Below are 25,300 nucleotides of genomic sequence, written 5' to 3'. Positions count from 1 at the left end.
CACTTATTTTTTTCTTCTTTTCAGGTTCTTATCATAAGAATTGGTTAAAATGTTTAATGCAATCATTTCCTTTTCCATCTATTTTTTGATAAAGTATATTTTATTGAGTTCCAAAGGGGAAAAACATAATGAAGCAAAACATTTTAAACATTCGCCTTCTAGCTGGCCTAATTCTGGCACATGCTCTACTATTTTTTTCATTTCATGATCGAGTAATCTTTTGGTACATTTTTACTGGATCAGTACTTGTATTAATAGCATTTGCCATGTTTCAAGGGGATGTGGATGATGAAGCATCCTTTATCAAATATCTGTTTCTAGGCGTCCTTTCCGGTCTATTGTTATATCTACTTTTTTGGATAGGATACCAAACCATTCAAATTCTTCACCTACCGTTTGAAAAACCAATAAAAAAACTGTACCGTTGGTATGCTCCACATGTATTTTGGCAATACATTGCCCTCGTGCTGGTTGCCGCGCCTGGTGAAGAGCTATTCTGGAGGGGATTTATTCAGAAAAGTTTATTAAAGAACTTTAAACCCCTGTGGAGTATTTTACTAGCAGCAGTACTTTTTGCATCTGTTCATATTTACGCAGGCTCATTTTTGCTTGTCTTTGCGGCCTTTGTCTCAGGTTGCGTATGGGGTTTCCTTTATTATTGGAAAAAAAGCATGCCGCTTGTGATTGTTTCCCATATCATCTTCGATCTCATGATTTTTATCATTATTCCTTTAACATAATGAAGCAGCTGTGATTTCACAGCTGCTTCTTCCTTTATTACTTCCTTGGTGTAAATGGTTTCATCCATAATAATATAAAAAAGGTCATACAAATATAGCCAAACAATGGATATAAATAGGAAAGCAACGTACTATAATTCACCAAACTAATGAGATAGGAAACAGTAAAAATGACCGTAACCGATACAAGCGTTGGAATACGGATATATTGCTGCAACTGCCTATCAAGGCCAAAAACATTTCCAATTACAGAAGTAAAGATTTCTCCAAAGATCACAAGTACAAATATCCAATATAAAAACGGGGCTACGTTTTTCATAATAATGGCCATTGGGATATCATACAATTCAAGGTTAGGCAGCATGATTAATGTAAAATGGCTGCCAATTAAAATAAGTGTTAACGCAAGTCCTCCCAGAATACCTCCCCATTTTATCGTCCAGTCATCCTTAACCTCAGTGGCAACAGGAACGAGAACTGCTTGTGCCAATCCCAAATTTAAGGCCGTATAGGAAAATGGAGCAATCACACTCTTCCAGCCGTCTGTAGCAGGTGGTATAAATAAAAAGCGATCTAAAAAGTTCGGCATTCCTAGTGATAAAAACATCAAGATTAAGCTAAAGGTAATCATTAAGGGAACGACGAACGTATTTACCGCAAAAAGACCCTTTGTGCCCACAAGCATGACAAGATACGAAAGAAATATGGTTAGAAATACACCAAGATTTTTTGTCAAGCCGAGCTGTTCCTCAAAAACGGCACCGGCGCCGGCCAACATGACAGCACTTACACCAAGGAGCATGAATAACATAAAGAAATTGATGATACTGCCCGCCCATTTTCCAAATAGGTGCTCATTAAATTCTTGGTAGGATTTTGCCTCAATATGTGCCGCCATTCTCATCATCTTTGAACCAATACTGACAAAAAGATAGCCGCTCATTAATATACTAATAAAGCCGAAGAAACCAAATCGCGAAAAGAATTCTACGATTTCTTTCCCAGTGGCGAATCCAGCTCCAACTACTGTACCTACATAGACTGCCGCAATTTGAAAAGCTTGCGTCCAATTCTTCTTCACACCATCTCCCCCTCATCATCAATATATGATTATAGGGACAAACAAAGACGAGCTTTTTTCCTTAATTGGCAACGATTGCTATAAGCAAATTACTTGAAAGTCAAAAAAGGTCAGAGTATACTATGGTCATAAGATCAAAGATAGTCAAAGTCAAATTGATAAAAGCACAAAACCAAGGAGGTTATGTTCAATGCTTTGTCAACAATGTAATCAAAATCATGCAAATATCCAATTAACGATGAATCTTAACGGTCAACATAAGGAAATAAAACTTTGTCATGAATGCTACAAAAGAGAAAAACAAGCTTTAGGGGCTGGTTTTGGTCAGAATATGAATTCATTCCCAAACTTTCCTTTTGAAAACCTATTTATGTCAAATGGCATGCCATACGGTCAGGATATGACAGGACAACAACCACCTCAAGGTGAGCGAAAAACAGAACATGGCGGCTTTATCGATCAATTCGGTCGGAACTTAAGCACGATGGCAAAGGCAGGTCTAATTGACCCTGTCATTGGCCGTGATGAAGAAATAAAACGAGTAATCGAAATTCTGAACAGAAGAAACAAAAACAATCCGGTTTTAATTGGGGAACCTGGTGTCGGAAAAACCGCTATTGCTGAGGGACTTGCTATTAAAATTGCAAACGGCGATGTCCCAGGCAAATTACGTAATAAGGAGGTATATTTGCTAGATGTTGCCTCCCTTGTTGCCAATACTGGGATTCGCGGACAATTTGAGGAAAGAATGAAGCAATTAATTTCTGAATTGCAGGAGCAAAAAAATATCATTCTGTTTATCGATGAAATTCATTTGCTTGTTGGTGCAGGTTCTGCCGAAGGCTCCATGGATGCGGGTAACCTTTTAAAACCTGCGCTCGCACGGGGCGAACTACAGGTAGTCGGGGCAACAACATTAAAGGAATACCGTCAAATTGAAAAGGATTCCGCATTAGAACGCCGCTTCCAACCTGTGCATGTCCTTGAACCAACCTCAGAGGCGGCAATTGAAATCTTAAAAGGAATTCAAAAGAAATATGAAGATTACCATGAAGTCACCTATTCTGAGGAAGCAATTAAGGCCTGTGTTCAATTGTCACAGCGCTATATTCAAGACCGCTTCTTACCCGACAAGGCAATCGATTTGCTTGATGAGGCCGGATCGAAACTAAATCTAACTTCCGATTATAAGAACAATGAGCAAATTGAGTCACGTCTCAATGAAATTTCAGTTGAAAAAGAGGATGCTCTTAAAAGTGAACAATATGAAAAGGCTGCAATCCTGAGAGATGAGGAGGCTAAACTAGAAAAGGAACTAAATAATGATTTTAGTTCAGAAAGACCGATTGTTACTGTCTCCCATATTCAAGAAATAATCGAACAAAAAACAGGAATTCCAGTCGGAAAACTGCAGCAGGATGAACAGCTTAAAATGAAATCATTGGAAGAAAATCTAAACTCTAAGGTTATCGGTCAAGTAACGGCTGTTAAAAAAGTGGCAAAGGCGATTAGACGCAGCCGTGCCGGTTTAAAATCTAAACATCGTCCCATCGGCTCCTTCCTTTTTGTCGGCCCAACTGGGGTTGGTAAGACAGAGTTAACTAAGACTCTTGCCGAAGAGTTATTTGGCACCAAAGATTCTATGATCCGTCTTGATATGAGTGAATATATGGAGAAACACAGTGTGTCAAAACTAATTGGTTCACCTCCAGGCTACATTGGTCATGATGAGGCCGGGCAGCTTACAGAAAAAGTACGTAGAAATCCATATAGTATCATTTTATTGGATGAAATTGAAAAAGCACATCCCGACGTTCAGCACATGTTCCTGCAAATACTTGAAGACGGACGGCTTACTGACAGTCAGGGTAGAATCGTCAGCTTTAAGGATACCGTCATAATAATGACAAGTAACGCAGGTGTCGGCCACAAAACAGTTCACGTTGGATTCGGAGCAAATGAAATCATCGAAGAAGCAAGTATTCTAGACTCACTTGGCAGCTTCTTTAAACCTGAATTCCTAAATCGGTTTGATAATATTATCGAATTTAACACACTGGGCCAAGAACATCTATTGACCATTGTCGATATAATGCTAAGTGAATTACAAGAGACATTAAATGAGCAAAATATTGACATAATCGTCACTACGGAAACAAAGGAAAAGTTAGCTGAACTTGGCTATCATCCTGCTTTTGGCGCACGTCCGCTTCGCAGGGTCATACAGGAACAGATAGAAGACAAAATTGCTGATTTTATTTTGGAAGAGCCGGAAGCTAGAAAATTAGCGGCTGTTGTTGAAAATAGTGAAATAAAAGTGGTGACAGAATCATAAATGTAGAATAATCAAAAAGCGAAGCCTGTTTATTCATCGGCTTCGCTTTTTGATTTATTAAAGTCTTTGATCTTCTACAGAATTTAACCAGTTTTCAATAACACCAACTACCGACTCCACACAGCCATCCTTAAACGGAGAAATTAAGTTTGCTGCCTCGACAAGTTTAGTGAATGACATGCTGCCGCCAAGTTTGCAAAGCTTAACATAATCAGCCCATGCCTCCTCCTGGTCCTCTCTAGAACGCTTCCAGAATTGGAAGGCACAAATCTGTGCAAGCGTATAATCAATATAATAAAATGGTGAATTAAAGATGTGGCCTTGGCGCTGCCAGAAGCCGCCGTTTTCTAAATATTCATTGCCATCATAGTCTTTATGCGGCAAATATTTTTTCTCAATCTCTCGCCACTTACGTTTACGCTCTTTTGGTGAAGCCTCTGGATTTTCGTATACCCAGTGCTGGAATTCATCAACGGAAACTCCATATGGCAAGAATAATAAGGCATCACTTAAGTGAGAGAATTTGTATTTGTCCGTATCTTCCTTGAAGAATAACTCCATCCACGGCCATGTAAAGAATTCCATACTCATCGAGTGAATTTCACATGCCTCATAGGTTGGCCAGTTATATTCCGGAATCTCAAAGTGACGACTAGAATAAACTTGGAAGGCGTGGCCTGCTTCATGTGTCAAAACATCAATATCACCTGATGTTCCATTGAAATTAGAAAAAATAAATGGTGCTTTGTAATTTTCAATAAACGTACAATAACCACCGCCAGCTTTACCTTTCTTTGCAATTAAATCCATTAGGTTGTTATCCTGCATAAAGCGGAAAAAAGCCCCTGTTTCGACGGAAAGATCCTCATACATTTTTTGACCGTTTTCAATAATCCAATCGGGACTGCCTTTTGGCACTGCATTTCCTGTTTGAAAATTGAATCCTTCATCATAGTACTTTAATTTATCGAGTCCGATTCTTTCTTGTTGACGCATCTTTAATTTAGTCGCAATTGGAACAATATAGTCCTTCACCTGCGTACGGAAATTTGCTACCATTTCGGCATTGTAATCCGTTCTCATCATCCGATAATATCCAAGTTCGACAAAGTTTTTATAACCTAGTTTTTGGGAAATCTCTGTTCTAACTTTAACCAGGTCATCATAGATACGGTCTAACTCTGCTTCATGCTCTGAAAAGAAGGCAAATTTCGCTTCGGTTGCCCGTTTTCTCATTTCTCTGTCAGTTGACTCCGTAAATGGCTCTAATTGTGCAAGTGTTCGCTCCACACCCTCAAAATCAATTTTGGCTGATGCAAGCAGCTTTGTATATTCTGTGGACAGGCGATTTTCCTTTTGCAATAAAGGAACAATTTCTGGCTTAAAGGTTTTTAGCTGCCCTTCGGCAAGTGCGAATAGTTGCCTTCCCCACTTTTCTTCCAGTTCTTTTCGGAACTTTGAGTTAACAAGGGCTTGATAATACTTTGTCACTAATCCTTCAACCTCAGGCTGAACTTCATCCATATAATCCTGTTCTTGCTTGTAAAACTCATCGTTTGTATCAATCGAATGACGAATATAGCAAAGATTGAACATTGTACCAAGGTCATTCCTAATCTTATTTATCTCATTCATAACCTTGTTTTGGTCCTCGACAGATGCTGAATTAGTAAAGCGATCAAGCTCCACTGTAAATTTTGCCGTTACTTCTTCTAAATTCGGACGTAGGTATGTATAGTTTTCAAAACTCATATGAACATCCCCCTATTTTCAATTTCCAACTAAATTAGTTCGACACTATTTATTACTATTCCTTCAACTAAAAAAAATACGACCTAATGGCCGTATTAAAATTTACCTGCAGGCAATCCTAATTTTTTTAGCAGCTCAATTGCAACCGTTTTTTCTGATTCTGTAAGGCTCGACATCAGCTTATCGATTTCACCTGCATGTTCAGGAAAAATCTCTTGAATGAAATTTTCCCCTTCCTCCGTTATTTGAGCATATGTCACTCGTCGATCCTTCGGACACGCTATTCTCCTTAACAACCCTTTTTGTTCAAGTTTATCAACAACGTAGGTGATGCTGCCACTTGCTAGCAAAATTTTCCCACCGATTTGTTGCATGGGCTGATCGCCTTTATGATAGAGAAGTTCTAACACAGCAAATTCCGTTGGATTTAAACCATTCGCCTGAATGGCTTTATTTACATGTTCATTGATTGCTTTATATGCTCGGGAAAGGACAATAAATAGCTTTAATGACTTTGCAACAGAATCATTTTCCATAAAAACGCATCCTTTTAGGTTTTTTATATAATGGTCCGAAGAAGGGCACCACCATTTCAAATTATCTCGATTTCAAAGCTATTATAAAAAACTTTTTACTTACTGTCAATTTCCTTTTAATCAACAGGAATAGTTCAGAAAAATGGTAATACTTCTGATATAATAAAAACACTATTATTTACAGATCAAGTTGGGGTATTTACATGAAAAGTCGTAAAGGCAATTTTTTTATTTATTTTATCGTGGTGATCTTACCTGTTATCATTTTAGGTACATACTATTTTTTTGATATTTTAAAAGAAAACGACTTGGAAAGAAAAAAAGATGCTTTATGGGTCGCTTCGATTTATCAGAAGAACTGGGATCAATTCATTAGTGAAACAACGACAAGCCTAGATATTCTTTCCCTTTCCGCCATGGAAAACATAGATTCTCCTAAGAAAATGGAACCATTACTCATGAAGGTTAACCAAAACGATCCCCGGTATGGAGGTCTGTACCTACTGAACGAAAATGGAAATTTGTTAACGGGCTCCGTTCCCTTGCGTAATGAAGATGACTTTTCCAAATTACCGTTTATAAAAGAAGTAATCAACACAAAGGATACAATCATTTCAGAACATGAGGAAATTCTTAAAAATAATCAAAGAATTGTTGGAATAGCTAGACCCGTTCTCGATGAAAATGGCGAATTAAAAGCTATTCTCATTGCAGATTTACGGATCGATTATATGAGGAACCTGATGAAGGTTCTGACTCCAGAAACCAAACTATATGTTGTGAATGGTGGAAAATCTGCCATCCTTGAAATGAATGTAACCAACAATGAAATAGATGAGCATAATACCCATTGGGTCACTTCACAAATGGACCGTATACCATGGAGTATTAAAGTGAAAATCGCAGAGCGGAATAATAAACAAATCGGGAAAACTTTGGGTAAGGTTTTATTTATCATTCTCGTCATAACCCATATCCTTTACTTACTAATTGAATATCTCCTTTTACGAAGATTTTCATATAAAGAAAGACGGCAAAATGAGTTGCAAAAGCTAGAATTAGTTGGCACCTTAGCTGCAAGCACTGCGCATGAAATTCGAAATCCATTGACAGGTGTAAAAGGGTTAATCCAACTTCTAGGTGAAAAGTATACCGATCAAGAGGATCGCTTCTATTTCGATGTTATAAACTCCGAGCTGAAGAGGATAAATGAAATAGTTAGTGAGTTCTTAATCCTTGGTAAGCCGACAGCACAAGTGACGAATAACATCAATATTGCAGAAACACTTAAAGAATTGAAACCCCTCATCATATCTGAGGGAAATTCACAAAATGTAGAATGTAACTTTCAACTTTCTAGTGAACCCATCATCGTTACCTGTGTTAAGGACGAATTGAAACAGGTTATCTTGAATCTTACAAAAAATGCGTTTGAATCATTTGAAAAACCTGGAATTCTAGAAATTAAGCTGCTACATCATGATAAGGATTTTTGTAAACTAGAAATTAGCGATAATGGGAAAGGAATACCGAAGGATGAGTTGGGGAATATATTTGTTCCTTTTTACACTTCCAAAGAAACAGGGACAGGCCTTGGACTGGTCATTTGTAAAAGGATCATCAACTCATTTGGCGGCAGTATACTAATTGAGAGCAAAGAAAAGATGGGGACGACCGTCAGTATTACATTGCCAATCGTAAAATAAAACGAGATCACAATGGTCTCGTTTTGTTATTCTTTTGTTTTATTTGCTAAATATTTCGAAATTAGAAATAAACATTTCTTATTTTAATTTTTAAGTAGTAAAATAGGAAAGAAAAATAGGTCGTTATTTTATCTTAAGGGAGGTATCCTATGAATCAACCAGTGGTAATAAAAGCTAAAGCTCCAAAAGCCTCTGAATCAACTTTATATAAAATTCTTATTATTATCGGGCTGTGCCATTTATTGAATGATGCCATTCAAGCGGTTGTACCGGCAATGTTTCCTATTTTAGAAGAAACTATGGGATTAAGCTTTACCCAGCTAGGGATCATAGCATTTTCCTTAAATATGGTCTCGTCTGTTATGCAGCCGGTAGTCGGAATCGTAACTGATAAAAAGCCGATGCCCTATGCCCTGCCAATAGGACTAACATTTACTTTATTTGGTATTCTTGGACTAGGATTTGCTCCCAACTTCGCCATGATTGTCTTGTCGGTTCTATTCATTGGCCTCGGTTCAGCAGTATTTCATCCGGAAGGTTCACGGGTGGCTTTTATGGCTGCCGGTGGTCGCCGGGGGCTTGCACAATCCATTTATCAAGTAGGAGGGAATACTGGTCAAGCATTAGCTCCAGTCATTACTGCACTTATTTTGGTTCCACTTGGGCAAATTGGTGCATCCTGGTTTACGATTGTTGCCGCGGTTGCCGTTATATTGCTAGTTTATATCGCCAATTGGTATAAACAGAGATTAATAACACCACCGAAGGTAGCAAGAAAAAAGAGCATGAGTGGTGTAGGTAAAGAAGGTTTATCTAAAGAGGTTAAAAAGGCATTATCGCTGATTCTATTATTAATCTTCGCAAGAACTTGGTATTCATCGGGTATTACCAATTTCTACACGTTTTTTGCAATTAAAGAATATGCATTATCGATTAAAGAATCACAGGTCTTTTTATTCGCCTTTTTACTTTCCGGGGCAGTGGGTACCTTTTTTGGCGGACCACTTGCGGATCGCTTTGGGAAGAAAAACATCATTTCGTTTTCGATGTTAGCTACCGTGCCCTTTTCTATTCTAATTCCCTATGTTCCACCAACACTGGCCTTTATCTTCCTTATTCTAACTGGATTTATTTTAATGACTAGCTTTTCCGTGACCGTGGTTTATGCACAGGAATTAGTCCCTGGGAAAATTGGCACAATGTCTGGTCTTACAGTTGGGCTTGCATTTGGGATGGGGGCAATTGGTTCAGTTGGTCTAGGGTACATTGCAGATTTGATTGGATTGCAGTCGATGATTACCTGGCTGGGTGTCCTGCCATTGCTAGGCTTAATCGCATTCGTTCTTCCAACAGATCAAAAGGTATGGAAATGGAATAACCCAAAATAAAGGATGGGCATTATGCCCACCCTTTTTGTGTTGACTTTTTTATAAAACTCCAGTCTAATGCCTTGTTTTTGTCAATTTAATGAAAACGCTCAAATTTTTTGAAAACTTTTAACATTTATCACACAAAAAAGCGGTTAATGTTTCATATAATATAGATAGAACCTATAAGGGAGGAAAACAGAGATGAAAACTCCAAATTATCATGATTTTTATGAAAAGGCGCTAATTCCGATTGGTTTAAATGACCAGAACTCTTTAGATGAAAACCATCCTGATTCCACTTCAACACATTGGCTAATTGCAGTAGAAGGGGTACAGCTCCCGCAGCCAAAGATATTTTACCATTGGAAAGTAAGTGTCTACCCTGCAGATGGCGATGGCGATTTTAATTGGAAGAAACCCTATTATTGCTCGACAAATATGAAATTGATGGATGATGCAATGGCACTCGCGTCCACATTAGCATCTGCAAGCAAAAATGATGAACTTACCACCGTTACACTCTTAGAGAAAATAAGTTAATCCCTCATTACCTACCATTTGCTTCACCTTCTTTTTACCCTCACTTGTGAAAAAACCTACATATAGTGATTATATATCTTTCCTCAGAACAAAAGGCGCAAGGGCGCTCGAGCTGGATTCAGATGACTATTCCAAGTTATCCATAATTGGGATGAGTTTATCATTTCCTAGCCCATAAAAAAAGTGCTGCCTGCACTAACCGCAAACAACACTTTTCAACATCTTCATTATGCCAGTCGGAACACAATCCCATGTCCGCCTTTAGGGTATTCCCATTTAATGTTCTGGTACGGACAACCGATTCGGCAGCTGCCACATTCGTGACAACCTTCGTACCCTACTTGCATCCGTGTCCCTTCCCACTTATAAACCTCAGCAGGGCAAAATACTGTACAAATCTTATCGGGACATTGTGTCATGCAAACATCATGGTCAAGGATCGTCAAATGGGACTTCGTATCACACTTAAACCTGAGGAGGTACTGTTTTTCCTCGATATTCTTCGTTGACATTATTTCACCGCCTTCCAAGCTCGATAGATATCTTGCAATACTCGAAGCGTTCCTTTTTCTGCTGTTACACTCTTCATGATTTGTTTTTGTTTTTCTCGTTTTGTTGTGCCATCAACGGTGAAGAATTTGCTCATAGCCTTGTTCATCATTGGGACATATTCATTAAAGTATTGTGGATACTTCTCAAATGTATGTGCAGCATCTTTGTATTTCTCTAGGTCTTTAATGATAAAGCTATCGTAAAGCTTCTCTCGGTAAATGTTTAAGTTAGCCTCCGTATAGCCACCCCTTGCTTTAGCTTCAAGGATGGATTCCGCCGCCAATAACCCTGAATGCATTGCCATGTTCGAACCTTCACGATGGATTGCATTAACAAGCTGTGCTGCGTCTCCTACGACTAGAACGCCATTACCTGCTACTCTTGGTACGGAACGATATCCGCCTTCTGGAATGAGATGGGCAAGATATTCTGCAGATTCCCCTCCTGCAATAAACGGTTGGACCATCGGATGTTTTTTTAGATAGTCAAGGAGCTCATATGGCTTTAATTTGGCTTTAATCATACTTGATAGGGTTGTACCTACTCCGATATTTAAGCTGTCCTTATTCGTATAAAGGAAAGCTGTCCCAAGGTTTCCCTTCGTAGAATCGCCAAAAATTTCGATTGTGCACCCTTGGTTATCCTGTAAGTTAAAACGATCATTGATTTTTTCTTTTGGCAGATTAATAACTTCCATTACAGTCAAAGCGACCTCATCGGGACGGAATTCTTTATGAAAGCCTAATTGTTTGGAAAGAAGTGAATTTACTCCATCGGCAAGAACAACGACATCCGCATAAACCTCGCCATCCGGACGATCGGTGCGTACACCTACAACTTTTCCGTTTTCAACAATACATTCGGTCACAACCGTTTCGTTAATGAGAAGCGCTCCGGCTTCCACAGCCTTTGCCGCAAACCATTGGTCAAACTGTGCCCGCAGCACGGTAAAGTTGTTATAGGGTTCAACAGCCCATTCAAGGCCCTTGTAACCGAATTGCACGACTGATTCCTTATCCATCATCCAAAAACGCTGTTCAATCACTGGTCTCTCCAGCGGTGCTTCCTTCCAAAACTCAGGAATAAGCTCTTCCATTTGCTTACGGTATAAGACTCCCCCCATAACATTCTTTGCCCCTGGGTATTCTCCTCTTTCAATAAGTAAGACGTTAAGCCCATTTCTAGCACATGTTAAGGCACAAGAAGTACCAGCAGGCCCTGCTCCAACTACGATGACATCAAATTTTTCAGGCATAACTTATTTCACCGCCTTTTTCAGATCTTAGCTGCTTAAATTGTGCGATTAGTTTGGGGACGATTTCCATCGCATCTCCTACAATTCCATAGGTTGCCACATCAAATATCGGGGCGTTGGGATCCTTATTAATTGCAATGATGAACTCGGAATTTTTCATTCCCACGACATGCTGAATCGCTCCAGAAATGCCAATTGCAAAATAGATTTTTGGTGTTACAGTTTCGCCCGTTTGACCAACCTGCTGTTCGTGGGGCAGCCATCCTGCTTCGACCACGTCACGTGTACCGCCAACACTTGCTCCGATTGTTTCGGCCAGTTCATGGATGAGCTGGAAGTTTTGTAAGTCACCCATCCCTTTTCCACCGCAGACGATAACATGGGCATCGGCTAAATTGGCTTTTTTTGTTACGTCATTCACAATTTGCAATACTTTTGTGCGCATATCTTCTTCTTTTAAATCCATTTTCTCTTCAATGACTTTGCCAAATCTCTTGTTATCTTGCTCTAACGCCTTCATGACCTTTGGTCTCACTGTAGCCATTTGCGGTCGATGTTTCTTACAGAGGATTGTCGCCATAATATTACCGCCAAATGCCGGCCTGCTCGCCTCTAGCAATCTATTATCCACATCAACATCAAGCATGGTTGTATCAGCTGTTAATCCGGTGCTTAAATCTGTTGCTACCGCACTTGCTAAGTCTTTTCCATTTGGTGTTGCACCGTAAAGGATAATTTCAGGCATATATTTTTGGGCAAGAACCATAACTCCTTGCATATACGATTCTGTTCTATAATGTTTAAGTACCGGATGATCAATCACGTACACTTCATCAGCACCAAAGGAAATAACTTGGTTCGCTAATGGCAAAATGTTGCTGCCTAGTAGAAAACCTGCCAATGGAACTTGTAACTTATCAGCTAGCTTTCTACCGGCGCCAAGTAATTCTAATGAAACACCTTCGATTTTAGCATCGTTCTGTTCGATGAATACCCAGACTCCACGATAATCGTCTAGATTCATGTAAATCCCTCCCTGCCCAAAAGATAAACTTTATTTAGATGTCTGTACCGTTAATAGGTCCCTTTTCTCCATTAAGATTTCCATGAGTTGACCAACTTGTTGATCAGCAGAACCTTCTAACCTTTTCCCACCTTCTGGTCGTGGAGGTGTAAACATTTTACCAACAATAGTTGGTGAACCTTTTAGACCAAGCTGTGTCCGTTCCACATTTTCCAAATCGCTTACTGCCCAAATAACGGGTTCGTACCTAGCGGCTTTAATCATATTCGTCATTGGTGAATATTCAATCGCATTGATTTCTTTTTCAACAGTTAATAAGCATGGCAATTCCGCCTGAATCAATTCATGTCCGCTGGTCAGCTTTCGTTTTATTAATACTGTTCTTTCCTTTTGGTTAACCTCCGTAACTTCGATTACATTGGTAACGGGAGGAATATCCATTCTCCTTGCGATACCAGGTCCAACCTGCCCAGTATCACCATCGATGGCATGTTTTCCACAGATCACCATGTCCACTGGGAGATCCTTACTGATTCGTTCAAGTGCCTTTGATAGGGCATAACTAGTTGCAAGTGTGTCCGCTCCGGCGAAGGCACGATCAGAAATTAAATAACCTCTATCAGCCCCAATTTCAATACTCTTTTTAATGACTGCTGTTGCTTGCGGCGGTCCCATTGACAATACCGAAATCGTACCACCAGTTTTTTCCTTAATTTTGACGGCCTCTTGAACCGCATGGGCATCGTAAGGGTTCAAAATGGCTGGCGCACTTCGGCGGTCGAGTGTGTTTGTTTTTGGATTAATTTTAATAATCTTTGTATCAGGGACTTGTTTGACACATACGACAATGTGCATGTAGGACTTTCCCTCCTCCATATAATCTAAGAATGTTGAAAGCGTTTGCTTCCTTTGGTTATTAAAAATGCTTTTATTAACGATATATGTATCGCAACATTAGCATAGTACCAAACAATGAGAGTTTTCTATTTTTCTTTGGTGTTTAACAAAAATTAAATCAGGGAAAGCCTTAACAAACTTAATGTGGTTCTATGAAGTGATTTAAAAAAAGTAGTTGAAGTACTAACTTGATGTGGAATGATTGGTAGATAATCTTGGTGTGTATTTTATGTAATTACTACTAATATAACTATATGAAATATTGAGATATAAACAATGATAAAAATCACAGCTTGTCAAATATTGTTGAATTCAATTATGGGTTGGGTTGGATTAGAAAAATAGGGGAGTAAAAAAGGAGTTTGCTGGAAAATTAATCGCATTTGTGTTTGTGATATACAAAATGCGCCGGAAGACCTTCTTGGCATGTGATCATTTCTTTAAATCAACTGATTAATAAGTAGAAGGCCTTCATTCCTGCACCTTACCAGGTGCTTTCCAATATACATTATACTAAAACTTTGGGCCAAATCATGATCATTTGTTTAAAGGAAAATTTAACTTCTTCAATTGGTCTTGAGGTTTGCTCAACTGTCCTTTGGTACACATTTATTAATTCATCTAGCTCTTGGCTGTATTTTATCGTTTCCTCACTCGTAAAGCCAAGGTTGTTCGCACTTTTGATCATTAGTTCTCTTTTTACCTTTATCTCTGCAATCATCTCAGATTGACTACTACTATGCTTGTACACTTGTTATCCTCCTACTCTAGCAAAAACGTACTTTAATCCACTAAAAAAATAGACTACTTGAAGAATTATTACAAGAATTTCTTTAAAAGTAAATACATTCGCAAAAGAAGACAAAACATTCTATTTCTCTTGTTTTTCGACAATTTTCTCGGTGTCTTTCATGTGATTACGACAAAATCCTTCAGAACCAAAAAACTGGCTGGCGCGATCCGCCAGTCAGTTTTTTACCTATAAATTCACTTTTTCTTTTTCATAGATTGGTACCCAGCCTTCGGTTGTTACAAAGATTCTTATGGCGACAACTTTCCGGTCTTCTTCAAGAGTAAAGTAATGCCTTGTATTTTCAGGGACTGATATCAGATCACCAGGATTCAAATGCACTTCGAAAAACTCCCCATCATTACCTTGGATAATAAACACCCCATGTCCGCTCACGATAAAGCGGACTTCATCATCTGTATGATGGTGCTCATTTTTAAAGTTTGTCAGCAGGGTATCGAGATTTGGTGTATTTTCAGACAAAGAAATCACATCTTGAGCCTTGTAGCCTCGTCTTGCGGAAATATCAGCAATTTCATCAGCAAAAGTAGTGAGGATATCTTCTTTTTCTTCATCGCTCAAAAGATATTTTTCTACAAGTTCCTCTGGGAGTTTACGAATATTCCAATTTTCATAAATAACTTCTTGTGTCGCAAGGAACCTTGCTACTGCCTCTTGTTCGTGAATTTGCTCTTCTTTGTTTTGGAATGTAATATATGCCATTGTGTATCTCTCCTTATTAATTAAGTTTTACACTACTTTAAACAATTGATATGATTTATGTTCTAATAAGCGTAATTGGTAACGGAATAGAAATTCGGAAGCTTCAAGAATTTTCTTTGCTTCAAAAGCGTTCCTTCCCCATACAGTAATCCCATGGTTACGGATTAAAACAGCTCCAGAATCCGATAAAACATGTTCTGAAAATTTACTTGCCAATGTCGGGATATGAGCATAGTTATGGATAATTGGGATAGTTAATACAGCATCCTCTTCCCACTTATCAAAGGCTTTAATAAGCTCCTGACCCTTAAATGTCACCTCACCATGATCCCCATATACTTCGGAAATGACGTTATTATCAATTGTATGGACATGTAGGCTGCAGCCTGCATTCGTCTTGCGGTAAATCTCCACATGCAGTAGTGTCTCTGCGGAAGGCTTTAAATGGGTTTCACGGGCAGCACGACCAAATTCATCAACAAGTAAAAAGTCTTCGTCCGTTCGCTTCCGTTTATCCTTCCCGCTTGCCGTTACCAAAAATTGAAGAGGATGGTCACTCACTTTAATCGCAAGGTTTCCACTTGTGCCCATAAACCAATCACGCTCAGCCAGTTCATCCTTTACATCAGCCAGTTCAGTCCATTTTTCCATTAGCATGTTAGCTCACCCACCTCCATTCTATAAGCTCCACCCACGCTGGGGGGGCAAATTTTTTCATAATGGCAATGATGTTGTCACTTTGAGTTATGGTTCCGTCAAAGTCAAAAAAAATGATTGGCTTTGCCATTTAGTGGATCACCTCGGCACTTCCCCAAAGTTGTAAGGCCTGCTTAAGTTCAGGGAATAGTTCCGCTCCTTCAACCAGCGGTTTCCCTTGGAGAGTCGTTTCAATCGCTTGTCTAAATGCAAGACCACCGCCATGTGCGCCTTTCGGATGTCCATGGACACCACCACCGGCATTGATAACAGCATCATCTCCAAAATCTCGAATTAATAATGGCACCAATCCCGGATGGATGCCCGCTGACGGAACCGGGAAGGCCTTCTTAAAGACATCATCCTTCGTAAGTTCGGCTGCAATTGAAAGGGCTAAAGGTTTATCTAGTGCAACTGTTCCATATGGCGATGGGAATAATGACAAATCTGCTCCAGCATATCGGAGAAGCTTGCCAAGTAACAGCGAATGAGAAAAGCCAAATTCCGGTGAAGAGGTTGAGGCACCGCTGACCGCAGGATGTGCCATAATCGGCAGTGCAATCTCTGAATCCTCTCTTAACTCCTGCAGAACATCGAGGCCGTAGGAAAACACATTAAACAACAAAAGGTCTGCACCCAGTTCAGAAGCCCTTTTAGCTTTATCCCTAAGCTGGGACGTTCGGCCGGTTAGGTTTACTGCGTATAATGTCCGGTGTCCAGTATGTTCCCATACTTTCTGTAAAACAGCTTTACCGACAGCAATTCTTTTTTCAAAGGGTGTTAAATTATTTTCAAAAAGGATTTCATCATCCTTTACAAGATCAACACCGCCAAGAGCCTGCTGTTTAAGCTGTTCGGATAAAAAGTTAAGATCCTTGCCCAGTACTCCTTTAAAAATACTCATTAACAGCGGCCGCTCAAAAACATTCAATTTTTTGCGAAGTCCTTCAATACCGAATCTTGGGCCCGGGAACAAACTTTTTAATACATCATTAAACTGTAAATCTACTAATTTTATTTTTCCATCCAATGAAAGCTTTCCGAAAACAGTTGTTAGAATAGCAGGCAGGTCATTGGAAAAGTTTATGGTTGGGTAAGCAATCCTTATCAACGAATGATGCTCATTGATAGATGGCAAACCTTCAATGGAAACGACCCTGCCTTTATGTTTACGCAGTTGACTTTGCTCTAATTCAGGCAGGTTTGTCCATGAGCCAACCGTTAATCCCAAAGCAATTTCCTCAGCTTTTTTTTCTGGGTTTTTTTCATTAGGCAGTAGATATGTAGCTATTAATTCACTCAAAATGAATCCTCCTTCCGTAATATATAAAAAACCTCTTCGAAAAGAAGAGGTTAGCATCACAAACTAACATCTTCTCATCTCTCAGCGCATTGCTGCAAGAATTAGCACCGTGCTTAAACCATAAGTTTTAAGTCGGTTGCCGGGCTTCATCGGGCTTTTCCCTCCGCCTGCTCTTGATAAGAAAACGATTCGTATTTATTCACATTGTCAAGTTGTTTAACTTTATTTTGTATTATCTCCAGAATAATATAAATTGTCAATCTATTTTTTGAAAATTTCTAAACTACCTATTCTCTCGACAGCCTCAGTTAACCGTTCTTCGGTTGTTAACAAACCAACACGAACATAGCCCTCGCCAAATTCTCCAAATCCTATCCCTGGAGCGACCATAATACTCGCTTGATCAAGAATAATTGCGGAGAATTCCTCAGATGAAAATCCCTCTGGTACCTTAAGCCAAGCAAAGAATGAGCCCTTTGGTGCCGTGACATTCCATCCAAGTGATAGAAGTCCATCGATTAATATATTTCTTCTCCGTTCATAAAGTTCATTTAATTCTTTCACACAATTCTGTGGCCCTAAAAGTGCTTCCGCCGCAGCCTCCTGTACAGCTCCAAATAAACTTACATAGAGATGATCTTGAAGAAGTTCGATTGCCGAAATGACACTCTCATTTCCCACAGCAAAGCCAACACGCCATCCTGCCATATTATATGTTTTAGACAATGTATAAATTTCAATTCCAATCTCTTTTGCTCCTTCAACCTGCAGGAAGCTTAATGGTCTTTCACCGTCAAATCCAATGGCACCATAGGCAAAATCATGTACTACACAAATATTGTTCTCACTTGCCAGCTTAACTGTTTCCTCAAAAAATCCAGCAGTAGCCGTTGCACCCGTTGGATTATTGGGATAATTGAGGAACATTAGCTTTGCTTTTGATAAAATCTCTTCCGACAGCTCACTGTAATCCGGCATAAAATCATTTTGCTCTCTTAGAGGCATTGTCACCATTTCCGCTTTGGCAAGTGCGACCCCTGACAAATAATCTGGGTATCCGGGGTCGGGAACAAGAATGGTGTCCCCTGGATTTAACAAACACTGCGGGATTTCAACCAATCCAGCTTTGCCGCCGAATAAAATAGCCACTTCCTTATCGACATCAAGGGTTACCCCATATTCTTTCAAATAAAAATCAGCCGCAGCCTGTTTTAAATACCGATGTCCCTGAAAGGGCGAATATTTATGATTCAGAGGATTTGTTGCAGCTTCTTGAAGCCTTGCAACAATATGTGATGGGGTTGGCTGATCAGGATTACCTTGACCCAGATTAATCACATCGTGTCCCTCGGAAATATATTCACCGACCTTTTTAACTAGCCCGGCAAAAAACTGTTTTGGTAGACTTGTTAACATGTCTGATGGTGGGAATTGCTTCATCGTTTTCACCCGCTTCAATAGTTTTCAATTATACAGTAGAAATTCTAGTGATAAATATTATAACTTTTATAGTAACTTGTAAAGTTATAATTCTGAAACTTTTTAAAAAGTGAAGCCTTTAGGTTTTGGGAAGACCGTAATCACGGGTTAATAAAAGTTTTCAAAATATATTGACACTACGTTCATCAAACTGTTATCATTTTTAGCGTATTGAATAGTTTTACTCTTATCACGAGCTGGCTGAGGGATTTGGCCCTTTGAAGCCCAGCAACCGACCGTATTTTCATTAGTCAAATGAGGCGTAAATTTAACGCAGGGTTACTCACCCAATATGGCACGGTGCTAATTCCAACAGAAGGTTTAACTTTCTGAGAGATAAGAGGTGTGACAGACGATTGTCTTCTAGCCTCTTTCAGATGAGAAAGAGGCTTTTTTAGCACTATTGCGCTGACAAAAGCCTCCATAAAACAAGGAGGAATATGAATGAGTCACCTTAAACAAACACATTACGCACCATTTACTGAAACTGCCGCTATTGAACTAGCATTAAGTTTAAATTTTTTTACTGAACATGCTGTACTGTCCTGCAAAGAGATTGGGGATGGTAATTTAAACCTTGTTTTTCATATTGTTGATGGACGTGACAGAAAAGGCCTCATTATCAAACAAGCTCTCCCATATGCCAAAGTGGTTGGCGAAAGCTGGCCCTTAACATTAAAACGAGCCAAAATTGAAGCAGATGCCTTAAAAACCTTTGGGCAGATCGCCCCTCATTATGTCCCAAAAGTTTATTTCACAGATGATGTGCTTGCCGTTACAGTCATGGAGGATCTTTCCCATCTAGCCATTGCCAGAACGGGATTTATAAACGGTGAATTATACCGGCACATTTCTAACCATTTGGGTGAATATCTAGCAAAAACTATTTTCTTTACATCAGATTACGGCCTAGGTCCGACAGCAAAAAAAGAGCTGGTACAAAAGTTTATTAATCCGGAGCTTTGCAAAATAACCGAGGATTTAATTTTTACAGACCCGTATTTTGATGCCGATACCAACGAATTTGAGGATGGTCTATTAACTGACGTCAATGCCCTCTGGCAGGATGAGGAACTGAAGTTTCAAGTGAATCTGCTAAAAAGAAGCTTTTTAACAGAGGCAGAAGTTCTCTTACATGGGGATTTGCATACTGGAAGCGTTTTTGCCAGCAATTCAGAAACAAAAGTGATTGACCCCGAATTCGCTTTCTACGGTCCGGCTGGTTTTGATATTGGCCAAGTATTTGCGAATTTGCTTTTCCAAGTAATTGCTAATCCTACTAACCGCGAACCCTTTATCCACCATATTGAAATCGTTTGGGAAGTCTTTAAGGATGAATTTACTCATTTATGGAGTACGGAAAATAAAGAGGTTTTGGCTAAAACGGATAAATTCTTGAATTATACTTTAGCAAAATTTTTCGAGGATTCTCTTGGATTTGCAGGCTGCGAATTAATTAGAAGAACGATTGGACTCGCACATGTTGCTGATTTGGATAGTATTGAAGATGTCCATACAAGATTAGCTGCGAAAAGGAAAACATTAAACCTTGGTAAGATCTTAATTAAGCAACGTAAAGAACTCATAAATTGTGCTGTATTCATTTCAAAAGTTAAAGAAGTTATTAAAAATGAAAAGAATGATTAACATATATTTTGCTGGTATAGGTAAAACACTTCCAAAACAATTTGGAAGTGTTTTACACGATTGGATGAAGCTTTTTAATGGGCAACTTTATATTAAAAATTGTCCCTTTTCCCTCTTCACTTTTAACAAAAATAGTTCCTTTATGTTCGTCGATGATTCTGTAGCTTACCATTAATCCAAGCCCAGTTCCCCGGTCTTTTGTTGTGTAAAACGGTTCACCTAGCTTTTTTATTTTTTCCTTTGAAATTCCACAGCCCTCATCTTTGATGATAATCTGAATTTGCTGGTTTCTCATTTTTTTTGTAGTAATGGTAATACTCCCGCCATTAGGCATGACCTCGATTGCATTCTTTATTAAATTAATAAAAACCTTTTTCAATTGATTTGGTTCACAAAATACAAGTGGTAGGCTCTCATCATAATTTGTTACAAATTGAACGTTGTACAATACTGCCTGCGCAGACAGCAGGTCAACCGTCTCTTTCATAATTTTGTTTATATCCTTTTCCTGAAACCTAACTGCCTGTGGCTTGGCGAGAATTAAAAACTCATTAATAATTGAATCAATTCGTTGTAATTCAGTTGTGATTACTTGATAATACAGTGAATGCTCCTTTGTAATACTGCTTTCAAGTAATTGAATGAAACCTTTCAATGCCGTCATAGGATTGCGTATTTCGTGGGCAATTCCTGCAGCAAGTTCCCCTATCACATTTAATGTATCCGACTTCCGAAGCTGTTCTTGCATCACTACTTTATCGGTAACATCCTTAAATACTGTTAAATTCACACCATCGACAATATCCAATTGGGATGTGTAATCAAAATAGATCTTGTTACCATCTTCGGTTTCAAAAGTGATAGTCGATGCTTTTTGTCCTTCATTTAAAAGCTGATCAATATGCTTCAAAATTTCTTGCTTTTTCCCCTCTAGCGGGGTAGATAGATCATATACTCGTTGGCCAATTAATTTATTCTTTGGCAGACCAATCATTCGTTCAGCAGCAATATTTACATCGACAAATCGATGTTCATTATCCCAAAGAATTAGTCCGTCAATAGAATCTTCAAATATCCGTCTATATTTTTGTTCGCTTTCATGCGCTTCAGTTTCTTTTGTGTGTACTCCATTTATTTCATGAGGAAAAATTTCTTTTTCATTGAACTGATTCTCCAACTCACAGCACCCCGCGAACTACATTAATCAAGTAATAATTTTAAGTCATATATTCTACATAATACGCTAAAATTCCTTTTCTGCCCATATGCTATTTTTTATTTTTACAATAATACGTGAATAGTTAAAAATACAAAAACGCAAAGCACAAAAGTAGTGCTTTGCGTTTTTGTATTTGTTAAAGGATTGGGTTTTCGTGTTTAGCTTTAAGACGCTGCCATCTTTTTTCTACTTCGGTTTCAAACTCTTCTAAAATAGGTTTGTTTTCATCTTTTAGAAGGTGTTTTGTTTTACCCATATATTTTAACCAATCCGAAAGTGGAATCCGTTTGTTCTTTTCTTCTGGATTATACGTAATCGTTGTAACGCCTTGCTCCACTTCATAAAGTGGGAAGAAACAGGAGTCGACTGCAGCTTCGACAATTTTCGTTCCAAAACGATCATCTGATTTCCAGTTAAGTGGACAAGTGATAAGAATTTTCCCGTAAACAGTGCCTACATTTTGTGCATACCACTGTGCCTTCGCACCTTTTTTAACTAAATCCTGAGGGAAGGCCTCAGAACCAGTGAACACATATGGCATATTTGTTGCGGCCATAATTTGTGCTGTATCTTTATGATGGAATGCTTTTCCGCGCTGGGCTTTACCCACGCCTGATGTGCTTGTCATGTGCCCCATTGGCGTAGAATAGGACATTTGTGAGCCAGTATTCATATAGCCCTCATTATCATATTCAAGCATAATTAATTTATGTCCACGAAGTGCGGTGCCAATAGCAGAACCCATACCAATATCCATACCGCCATCGCCTGTGATCATCACGAAAGTCGCATCATCTGAAACATTGATTTCTCCGCGGCTTTTTAATTCCATAAATGCTTCGAGTGTACCTGATAATGTTGCGGCACCGTTTTGGAACAGGTTATGCATCATTGTTTGCTTATGTGATGTGCTTGGATAGCCCGTAGTTGTTACATAGGCACAACCAGTTTGGAAAAGCGTAACAATATCTCCTTCAATTCCTTTAAAGAACAGCTCTAAACCGGCAAATATTCCACACCCTGGGCATGCCCCGTGTCCAGAAGCAATCCGTTTTGGTTTTCCTGTAAGCGCGCGAAGTGGTGGAATTTTCACTTTTAATTTATTGTTCGCTTCATCCATCTTTACTTCAATCAAACCGGAGTTAAACACATCTCCGTGTTGTGGTAAGATGACAGGCTTTAGGATTTTATCCGGATTACCAGGAACATGGCCATAGTAATCAAACGGTTTTTCGGCAAAGCCTTTATCCATTGCATCTATTGCCATTTCAAAGAATGCATGGGCATCACTTGCATAGAAATCCTTACCGCCAAGACCAAATACACGGCTTAACACGATTGTCTTGTTGTTTTTGTCATCCTGAAGCGCAGATTTCACTTCATGTGTTAAGTTCGGGCCGTTTGCGCCGTAGGAATCCGCACGTTCACCAACCAATAATGTTTTTACATTTTTGAGTGCTTCACGGATTTCCTTTGCAGGGAATGGACGAATAATATTAGGGCTGATTACACCCGCTTTAATTCCCTTTTCACGCAATTGATCGACAACATCCTTAGCGGATTCTGCCGCAGAATTTAATAAGAATAGGGCAACATCTGCATCCTCCATCTTATATAAATCCAGTGTTGGATACTCCCTGCCAGAGAGTTTTGCATATTCAGCAGCAACCTCTTTAAATACTTCATCGGCATTATAAATCGCTTCAGATTGTTGAAAGTGATTGTTGATGAAATCATCACCGCTCATATGTGCACCAATCGTTACAGGTTTGGATAAATCCCTAACAAAGTTATAATCAGTAGGACATTCTCCCACAAATTGCTGAACCACTTTGCGGTCTTTGAAGTATTCAACTCTGCGTTTTTGATGCGAAGTAAAGAACCCATCATAAGCAACAATTACTGGTAATCGCACTTTTGAGTGTTCGGCTATTTTTAACGCCATAATGTTCATATCATAAACAGCTTGCGGTGTTTTGGCCGTTAAAATAACCCAGCCCGTATTCAACGCATAATAAAGGTCGGAGTGATCACCGCGAATATCAAGCGGACCACTGACCGCACGTGTTACTAAATTCATTACCATCGGAAAACGAGTTCCTGATTGTACAGGCATCTGCTCTAGCATATATAAAAATCCATTGGCACTTGTAGCATTAAACACCCGTGCACCCGTCGCAGCTGCACCATAGCAAATACCTGCTGACCCGTGCTCTCCATCTGCAGGAATTAGCTTAATATCATGTTCACCGCGAGTTTTCATTTGATCTAAAAATTGTGCTACTTCGGTTGAAGGCGTAATTGGGAAATAGCCCATGATATGATAGTTTATTTGAGCGGCAGCCGTTGCAGCCATCTCATTTCCTGATTCAAAGGTAGAAATTTGTTCTGCTTTATCTTGGGTAGTTAGTTTATCTTCTAATATGGCCATTATTGAATCCCTCCTACAATATAAGGAAAGTTTTGCTTCACGCGGTTGTCATCGGCATAACCCAACATTTCCCGAAGATCTCCTAGTGCATCAGTTGGACATGCTTCAACACATTTTAAGCAGCCCTTACAATATTGATAGTCAATTCCTTTAAGGAACATTTGCTTTCTGCCGCGCTTGTCTTCTCCCTCTTCCCAAACAAAACAAAAATCTGGACAAACATTATCACATGCTGCACAGTGAATACATTTTTCTTGTTGGAACTCTGGTAGGAATCCTTGGCGTGAACCACTTAAATCTTTAAAAACACTATTTGCTTGTGAAACCATAACGCCGCCGATTTCCTGGGTCATATAACCAAGCTGTGGAAGGGATCGTGTGAACGCCTTCCCTTCAGCGTCTTCTGGCACCTCATAGACCTTAAATTGAACTTCATTATAGCCGCGATCAAATGTACGAATATTTGGCTCAACAAGGTGCGGATATTTTTTTGTAAACGTTTTCCGAATCACGTCTCTCATCGATTCCGGATCAAGAAAGTCACAAATCCGATATAAGGCCCCAAGCATTGCGGTATTAACTTTTGTCTTTTCCTCAACAGCAATCGTTAGGGCATCGACAATGGCAAGCGTACCGTACTCTAACTGTAGATCATTTTTAACATCATCAAAATTTCTTGAAGTATTTACAAGTACGATTCCATCAGCATCCAGGCCACTGACAACATTAATGGTTCTATATAAAGCTTCATGAAAAACACCAACAATATGTGGCTGTTCGATTGGACTGTGATCTCTTATTTCCACGTCCGGATCACAGAAACGAATGAAGCTCTTGACTGGAGAGCCCTTCTTTTCTGAGCCATATGAAGAGAAATTCGAACCTTTTAAGCCAAGGCTTAAAACACCGGCTTCCGCTAACATTTTCCCAGCTAAATTTGCACCTAGTCCGCCAATTGATTCCAATCGGATTTCAAAAAAACCCAGTTCATTTTTCTTTGGTAAAATAGACATAATGTCCCTCCCCTATTTCTTTCAAAAAAAAGACAAAAAAATTTAACTTCCCCAAATTTATTGTAGGACATCAGATATTTTTTAGCTGTGACAAAAGTTAAACATCTAGCAATTTTTTTTATAACACATTATTTTTCTACGAAAAAACCTTTAATTTAACTGGCTTTAATAAAAAGTTCAATTATATAACAGCGTTCCTTTTGTTATACAA

Annotated in this window: 21 protein-coding genes, 1 pseudogene and 2 riboswitches; of the genes and pseudogenes, 6 read left to right on the top strand and 16 right to left on the bottom strand. The window is 39.1% G+C overall.

The window, feature by feature from the left end; all coding sequences use genetic code 11:
* Positions 1-128 precede the first annotated feature (128 nt).
* Complete coding sequence (locus G6554_RS00585) at positions 129-740, top strand: CPBP family intramembrane glutamic endopeptidase (RefSeq protein WP_166237705.1); 612 nt, start codon at positions 129-131, stop codon at positions 738-740.
* Between the two features lie 37 nt (positions 741-777).
* On the opposite strand, the gene G6554_RS00580 is transcribed toward G6554_RS00585, so the two are convergent.
* Positions 778-1,821 carry a GerAB/ArcD/ProY family transporter gene (locus G6554_RS00580; RefSeq protein ID WP_166237704.1) on the bottom strand — a complete coding sequence of 348 codons (1,044 nt, stop codon included), beginning with the start codon at positions 1,819-1,821 and terminating at the stop codon, positions 778-780.
* 190 nt (positions 1,822-2,011) lie between these two features.
* Between G6554_RS00580 and G6554_RS00575 the strand changes: the two genes are divergently transcribed.
* Positions 2,012-4,156: an ATP-dependent Clp protease ATP-binding subunit gene (locus G6554_RS00575; protein WP_166237703.1), complete on the top strand. Its 2,145-nt coding sequence runs from the start codon at positions 2,012-2,014 to the stop codon at positions 4,154-4,156.
* A gap of 57 nt (positions 4,157-4,213) precedes the next feature.
* Here G6554_RS00575 and G6554_RS00570 read toward each other — a convergent pair whose 3' ends face one another.
* Positions 4,214-5,908: a M3 family oligoendopeptidase gene (locus G6554_RS00570; protein WP_166237702.1), complete on the bottom strand. Its 1,695-nt coding sequence runs from the start codon at positions 5,906-5,908 to the stop codon at positions 4,214-4,216.
* A gap of 95 nt (positions 5,909-6,003) precedes the next feature.
* Positions 6,004-6,444, bottom strand: a complete 441-nt coding sequence (locus G6554_RS00565) for a MarR family winged helix-turn-helix transcriptional regulator (RefSeq protein ID WP_166237701.1) — start codon at positions 6,442-6,444, stop codon at positions 6,004-6,006.
* Between the two features lie 203 nt (positions 6,445-6,647).
* On the opposite strand from G6554_RS00565, the gene G6554_RS00560 reads away from it, so the two are divergent.
* The 3 genes from G6554_RS00560 to G6554_RS00550 all read left to right on the top strand — a co-directional run bounded on the left by G6554_RS00560 (position 6,648) and on the right by G6554_RS00550 (position 10,060).
* Complete coding sequence (locus G6554_RS00560; RefSeq protein ID WP_166237700.1) at positions 6,648-8,150, top strand: ATP-binding protein; 1,503 nt, start codon at positions 6,648-6,650, stop codon at positions 8,148-8,150.
* A 149-nt stretch (positions 8,151-8,299) separates the two neighbouring features.
* The gene (locus tag G6554_RS00555) at positions 8,300-9,538 is read left to right on the top strand and encodes an MFS transporter (RefSeq protein WP_166237699.1); all 1,239 of its coding nucleotides are present in this window, start codon (positions 8,300-8,302) and stop codon (positions 9,536-9,538) included.
* Positions 9,539-9,721: 183 nt separating this feature from the next.
* Complete coding sequence (locus tag G6554_RS00550) at positions 9,722-10,060, top strand: hypothetical protein (protein WP_166237698.1); 339 nt, start codon at positions 9,722-9,724, stop codon at positions 10,058-10,060.
* A 227-nt stretch (positions 10,061-10,287) separates the two neighbouring features.
* Here G6554_RS00550 and G6554_RS00545 read toward each other — a convergent pair whose 3' ends face one another.
* The 10 genes and pseudogenes from G6554_RS00545 to G6554_RS00500 all read right to left on the bottom strand — a co-directional run bounded on the left by G6554_RS00545 (position 10,288) and on the right by G6554_RS00500 (position 18,740).
* Positions 10,288-10,572 (bottom strand): ferredoxin family protein, encoded by a 285-nt coding sequence (locus G6554_RS00545; RefSeq protein WP_007086187.1) that lies wholly within the window; start codon positions 10,570-10,572, stop codon positions 10,288-10,290.
* Positions 10,572-11,867: an FAD-dependent oxidoreductase gene (locus tag G6554_RS00540; RefSeq protein ID WP_166237697.1), complete on the bottom strand. Its 1,296-nt coding sequence runs from the start codon at positions 11,865-11,867 to the stop codon at positions 10,572-10,574. Before G6554_RS00540 ends, G6554_RS00545 begins: the two co-directional genes overlap by 1 nt.
* A complete protein-coding gene (locus tag G6554_RS00535) occupies positions 11,860-12,891 on the bottom strand; it encodes an electron transfer flavoprotein subunit alpha/FixB family protein (RefSeq protein WP_166237696.1) in 1,032 nt (343 codons plus the stop codon). Before G6554_RS00535 ends, G6554_RS00540 begins: the two co-directional genes overlap by 8 nt.
* Positions 12,892-12,921: 30 nt before the next feature.
* Positions 12,922-13,746, bottom strand: a complete 825-nt coding sequence (locus tag G6554_RS00530) for an electron transfer flavoprotein subunit beta/FixA family protein (protein ID WP_166237695.1) — start codon at positions 13,744-13,746, stop codon at positions 12,922-12,924.
* Between the two features lie 550 nt (positions 13,747-14,296).
* Positions 14,297-14,539, bottom strand: a complete 243-nt coding sequence (locus G6554_RS00525; protein WP_166237694.1) for a Spo0E family sporulation regulatory protein-aspartic acid phosphatase — start codon at positions 14,537-14,539, stop codon at positions 14,297-14,299.
* Positions 14,540-14,767: 228 nt separating this feature from the next.
* Entirely contained in the window at positions 14,768-15,301 is a 534-nt protein-coding gene (locus G6554_RS00520) for a 1,2-dihydroxy-3-keto-5-methylthiopentene dioxygenase (protein ID WP_166237693.1), read from the bottom strand.
* A 27-nt stretch (positions 15,302-15,328) separates the two neighbouring features.
* Entirely contained in the window at positions 15,329-15,958 is a 630-nt protein-coding gene (locus G6554_RS00515; protein ID WP_166237692.1) for a methylthioribulose 1-phosphate dehydratase, read from the bottom strand.
* Positions 15,959-15,983: 25 nt separating this feature from the next.
* A pseudogene (gene mtnX / locus G6554_RS25650) lies at positions 15,984-16,088 on the bottom strand (2-hydroxy-3-keto-5-methylthiopentenyl-1-phosphate phosphatase); the annotation flags it as partial.
* Positions 16,089-17,300 carry a 2,3-diketo-5-methylthiopentyl-1-phosphate enolase gene (gene mtnW / locus G6554_RS00505; protein ID WP_166237691.1) on the bottom strand — a complete coding sequence of 404 codons (1,212 nt, stop codon included), beginning with the start codon at positions 17,298-17,300 and terminating at the stop codon, positions 16,089-16,091.
* A 71-nt stretch (positions 17,301-17,371) separates the two neighbouring features.
* A riboswitch (SAM riboswitch) is annotated at positions 17,372-17,483 on the bottom strand.
* Positions 17,484-17,561: 78 nt separating this feature from the next.
* Positions 17,562-18,740 (bottom strand): pyridoxal phosphate-dependent aminotransferase, encoded by a 1,179-nt coding sequence (locus G6554_RS00500; protein WP_166237690.1) that lies wholly within the window; start codon positions 18,738-18,740, stop codon positions 17,562-17,564.
* Between the two features lie 223 nt (positions 18,741-18,963).
* Positions 18,964-19,122, top strand: a riboswitch (SAM riboswitch).
* 101 nt (positions 19,123-19,223) lie between these two features.
* Here G6554_RS00500 and mtnK point away from each other — a divergent pair.
* Positions 19,224-20,426 (top strand): S-methyl-5-thioribose kinase, encoded by a 1,203-nt coding sequence (mtnK, locus tag G6554_RS00495; RefSeq protein ID WP_166237689.1) that lies wholly within the window; start codon positions 19,224-19,226, stop codon positions 20,424-20,426.
* 52 nt (positions 20,427-20,478) lie between these two features.
* Here the strand turns inward: mtnK and G6554_RS00490 are convergent, their stop codons facing one another.
* The 3 genes from G6554_RS00490 to G6554_RS00480 form a co-directional block, all read right to left on the bottom strand.
* Positions 20,479-21,603, bottom strand: a complete 1,125-nt coding sequence (locus G6554_RS00490; RefSeq protein ID WP_166237688.1) for a PAS domain-containing sensor histidine kinase — start codon at positions 21,601-21,603, stop codon at positions 20,479-20,481.
* A 178-nt stretch (positions 21,604-21,781) separates the two neighbouring features.
* On the bottom strand, positions 21,782-24,076 hold the full coding sequence (locus tag G6554_RS00485) for a thiamine pyrophosphate-dependent enzyme (RefSeq protein ID WP_166237687.1): 2,295 nt from the start codon (positions 24,074-24,076) through the stop codon (positions 21,782-21,784).
* Positions 24,076-25,089, bottom strand: a complete 1,014-nt coding sequence (locus G6554_RS00480) for a 2-oxoacid:acceptor oxidoreductase family protein (RefSeq protein ID WP_166237686.1) — start codon at positions 25,087-25,089, stop codon at positions 24,076-24,078. The genes G6554_RS00485 and G6554_RS00480 overlap by 1 nt, the downstream gene beginning before the upstream one ends.
* Positions 25,090-25,300 lie beyond the last annotated feature (211 nt).

The sequence above is a fragment of the Bacillus sp. MM2020_4 genome (assembly GCF_011250555.1).
Classification (GTDB): domain Bacteria; phylum Bacillota; class Bacilli; order Bacillales; family Cytobacillaceae; genus Neobacillus.
The sequence above is the reverse complement of the archived record's forward strand: the minus strand, read 5'-3'. Positions and strand labels throughout refer to the sequence as shown.